Source organism: Streptomyces albidochromogenes (assembly GCF_005981925.1).
GTDB classification, from domain to species: Bacteria; Actinomycetota; Actinomycetes; order Streptomycetales; family Streptomycetaceae; genus Streptomyces; species Streptomyces albidochromogenes.
Window position 1 is genome coordinate 1 of the sequence record NZ_VBVX01000516.1, and the last position, 2,532, is coordinate 2,532.

A 2,532-nucleotide genomic window follows, 5' to 3' on the forward strand; every position below is an offset into this window, starting at 1 on the left:
ACCTCCATCGGGTCGTCGAAGCCCAGACGCCCGACGCGGGTACGGGCGGTGACCAGCGTCCCGGGGCCGGTCGGCGGGGCGGGCGTGACGGTGATGCGGGTGAGCGGGACCTGGGCGGCGTGGTGCTCCCACGCCGTCAGGCGCCGCCACGCCTCGTCGGGGGACAGCGGGGTTCGGCGTTCGACACGGAAGAGGGCCACGACCCGACCTTAAGCACTGCGGGGCGGCGTACGCCGTTGCAGGATGGGGGCATGCTGCTGGCCACACTCGCCCGGGCCTCCCGGGAGATCGCCTCGACGTCCGCGCGCTCCCGCAAGACCGCGCTGCTGGCGGAGCTCTTCCGCAGCGCCGGGCCCGACGACGTACCGATCGTGATCCCGTACCTCTCGGGCCGCCTTCCCCAGGGGCGCGTCGGCACAGGCTGGAGCGTGTTGCGGGAGCCGGTCGCACCGGCGGCGGAGCCCGCCCTGACGGTGCGTGACGTGGACGCGGCGCTCACCGCGTTCGCGGCGGTGGCGGGGGCCGGCGCGCAGGCGGAGCGGCTGCGAGTGGTGCGGGAGCTGATGGGGGCGGCCACCGAAGAGGAGCAGAAGTTCCTGTTCGGGCTGCTCACCGGTGAGGTGCGGCAGGGCGCGCTGGACGCACTGGCGGCGGAGGGCCTGGCCGCGGCGGCGGACGTGCCGGCGGCCGACGTGCGGCGGGCGGTGATGCTGAGCGGTTCGCTGGTCGCCGTCGGGCAGGCGCTGCTGGCCGAGGGGCCCGCGGCCCTCGCGGAGTTCAGGCTGGAGGTGGGCCGGGCGGTGCCGCCGATGCTGGCCCAGCCGGGGCAGAGCGTCGGCGCGGCGGTCGGCAAGCTGGGGGCGTGCGCGGTGGAGGAGAAGCTGGACGGCATCCGCGTGCAGGTGCACCGCGACGGCGAACGGGTACGCGTGTTCACCCGCACCCTGGACGACATCACGGACCGCGTACCGGAACTCACCTCGGTGGCGGCCGGGCTGGACGGCGACCGGTTCATTCTCGACGGCGAGGTCATCGCGTTCGGGCCGGACGGCAGGCCGCTCCCCTTCCAGGACATCGCGGGCCGGGTCGGCTCTCGCCTCGACGTGGCGGCGGCCCGCGAGGCGCTGCCGCTGTCCCCGGTCTTCTTCGACATCCTGGCGCTCGGCGGCGAGGTCCTCCTGGACCTGCCCTACCGGGAGAGGTACGAGCGATTTGGGCGGCTGGTGCCCGAGCCGATGCGCGTACGGCGCACGGTGGTGGCCGGCCCCGACGACACCGCGCGGGCGGAGGAGTTCCTGGCGCGGACGCTGGAGCGCGGTCACGAAGGGGCGGTGCTCAAGTCATTGGACGCGGCGTACCAGGCGGGGCGGCGCGGGGCGTCCTGGCTCAAGGTGAAGCCCGTGCACACCCTCGACCTGGTGGTGCTGGCCGCGGAGTGGGGCCACGGGCGGCGGACCGGGAAACTCTCCAACCTGCACCTCGGGGCCCGACGGCCCGACGGCTCGTTCGCCATGCTGGGCAAGACGTTCAAGGGCCTGACCGATGTGATGCTCGACTGGCAGACGCAACGGCTGAGGGAGCTCGCGACCGGCGACAACGGCCAGGTGGTGACCGTGCGCCCGGAGCTCGTCGTCGAGATCGCGTACGACGGGCTGCAGCGGTCCACCCGCTACCCGGAGGGCGTGACCCTGCGGTTCGCGCGGGTGGTGCGCTACCGCGAGGACAAGCCGGCGGCCGAGGCCGACACGGTCGCCACCGTCCTCGCGACGGGGCCGGTGCGGGCGGAGGAGTGAGCCGGGCGCGCCCTCACGGGTGCGGGGACGGCGGCCGCCGCGTCCCGGCACCGTGCGGCGTGTTCTCCCCCCGTCTCACGGACGCTACAGAAACGGTCCAGCCGGGTGGCCGAGCGCGGCGGCGGCGCCCAGTCGCCGTCGGCGGTCGCCCGGATGCGGTGCAGGACCTCCTCGTAGAGGGGGCGTGTCCGGGCGGGCGTGGGCGGCGGCGTACCTGAGCGCGGGGGCCGCCGGTCCGGGCATCAGGGCCAGTCCCTCGCGCGCCGCCTCGCGGACGGCCGGGTGCCCGTGCTCCAGCAGGCCGATCACGGCGGGGACCGCGGGTTCCCAGCCGGCGTGGCAGAGCGTGCGGACCGCCAGGCGTGCCACGTCGGGCTGGTTCCAGCAGGACCGCCGTGTGCTGGAGGTACGTCGGCCGGTCGAGCACGGCCCGCGCGGCCCCGCGCCACGACGGCGGGCGCCATCCGCCCAGTCGGGGTCCGAGGCGCTCGTAGAGCCGGGCCAGGACGAGCGCCGCCGCCGGTGACCGCGGCGTGAAGCGGGGCAGCAGCCGCGCGAGTTCGGCCACGTCGCGCTCGTCGGCCGGGCGGTCCGGCGCGACTCGCTCCGCCAGCAGGACGAGACGGGAGAGCGCGGGGTCGTCCGTCGGCTTGGGCACGGTCGGATACCAGGAGGGCCAATGACCGCCTCACCAGCGGGATTTGCGGGCGGGGCGGGGCAGCCGGCGGGGCCGCGGGCG

At 75.8% G+C, this 2,532-nt stretch carries 2 protein-coding genes and 1 pseudogene; 1 reads left to right on the forward strand and 2 read right to left on the reverse strand.

Annotated elements, in window-relative coordinates:
* Positions 1–200, reverse strand: a pseudogene (locus tag E2E34_RS33295) (SRPBCC family protein); the annotation flags it as partial.
* A 51-nt stretch (positions 201–251) separates the two neighbouring features.
* Here E2E34_RS33295 and E2E34_RS33300 point away from each other — a divergent pair.
* Positions 252–1,793: an ATP-dependent DNA ligase gene (locus E2E34_RS33300; RefSeq protein WP_138905562.1), complete on the forward strand. Its 1,542-nt coding sequence runs from the start codon at positions 252–254 to the stop codon at positions 1,791–1,793.
* An 84-nt stretch (positions 1,794–1,877) separates the two neighbouring features.
* On the opposite strand, the gene E2E34_RS33305 is transcribed toward E2E34_RS33300, so the two are convergent.
* Entirely contained in the window at positions 1,878–2,162 is a 285-nt protein-coding gene (locus E2E34_RS33305; RefSeq protein WP_138905563.1) for a HEAT repeat domain-containing protein, read from the reverse strand.
* Between the last annotated feature and the right edge of the window lie 370 nt (positions 2,163–2,532).

Excerpts from the sequence above, each read along its gene's own strand:
- E2E34_RS33300 (WP_138905562.1), top strand. The coding sequence starts at position 252 with ATGCTGCTGGCCACACTCGCCCGGGCCTCCCGGGAGATCGCCTCGACG.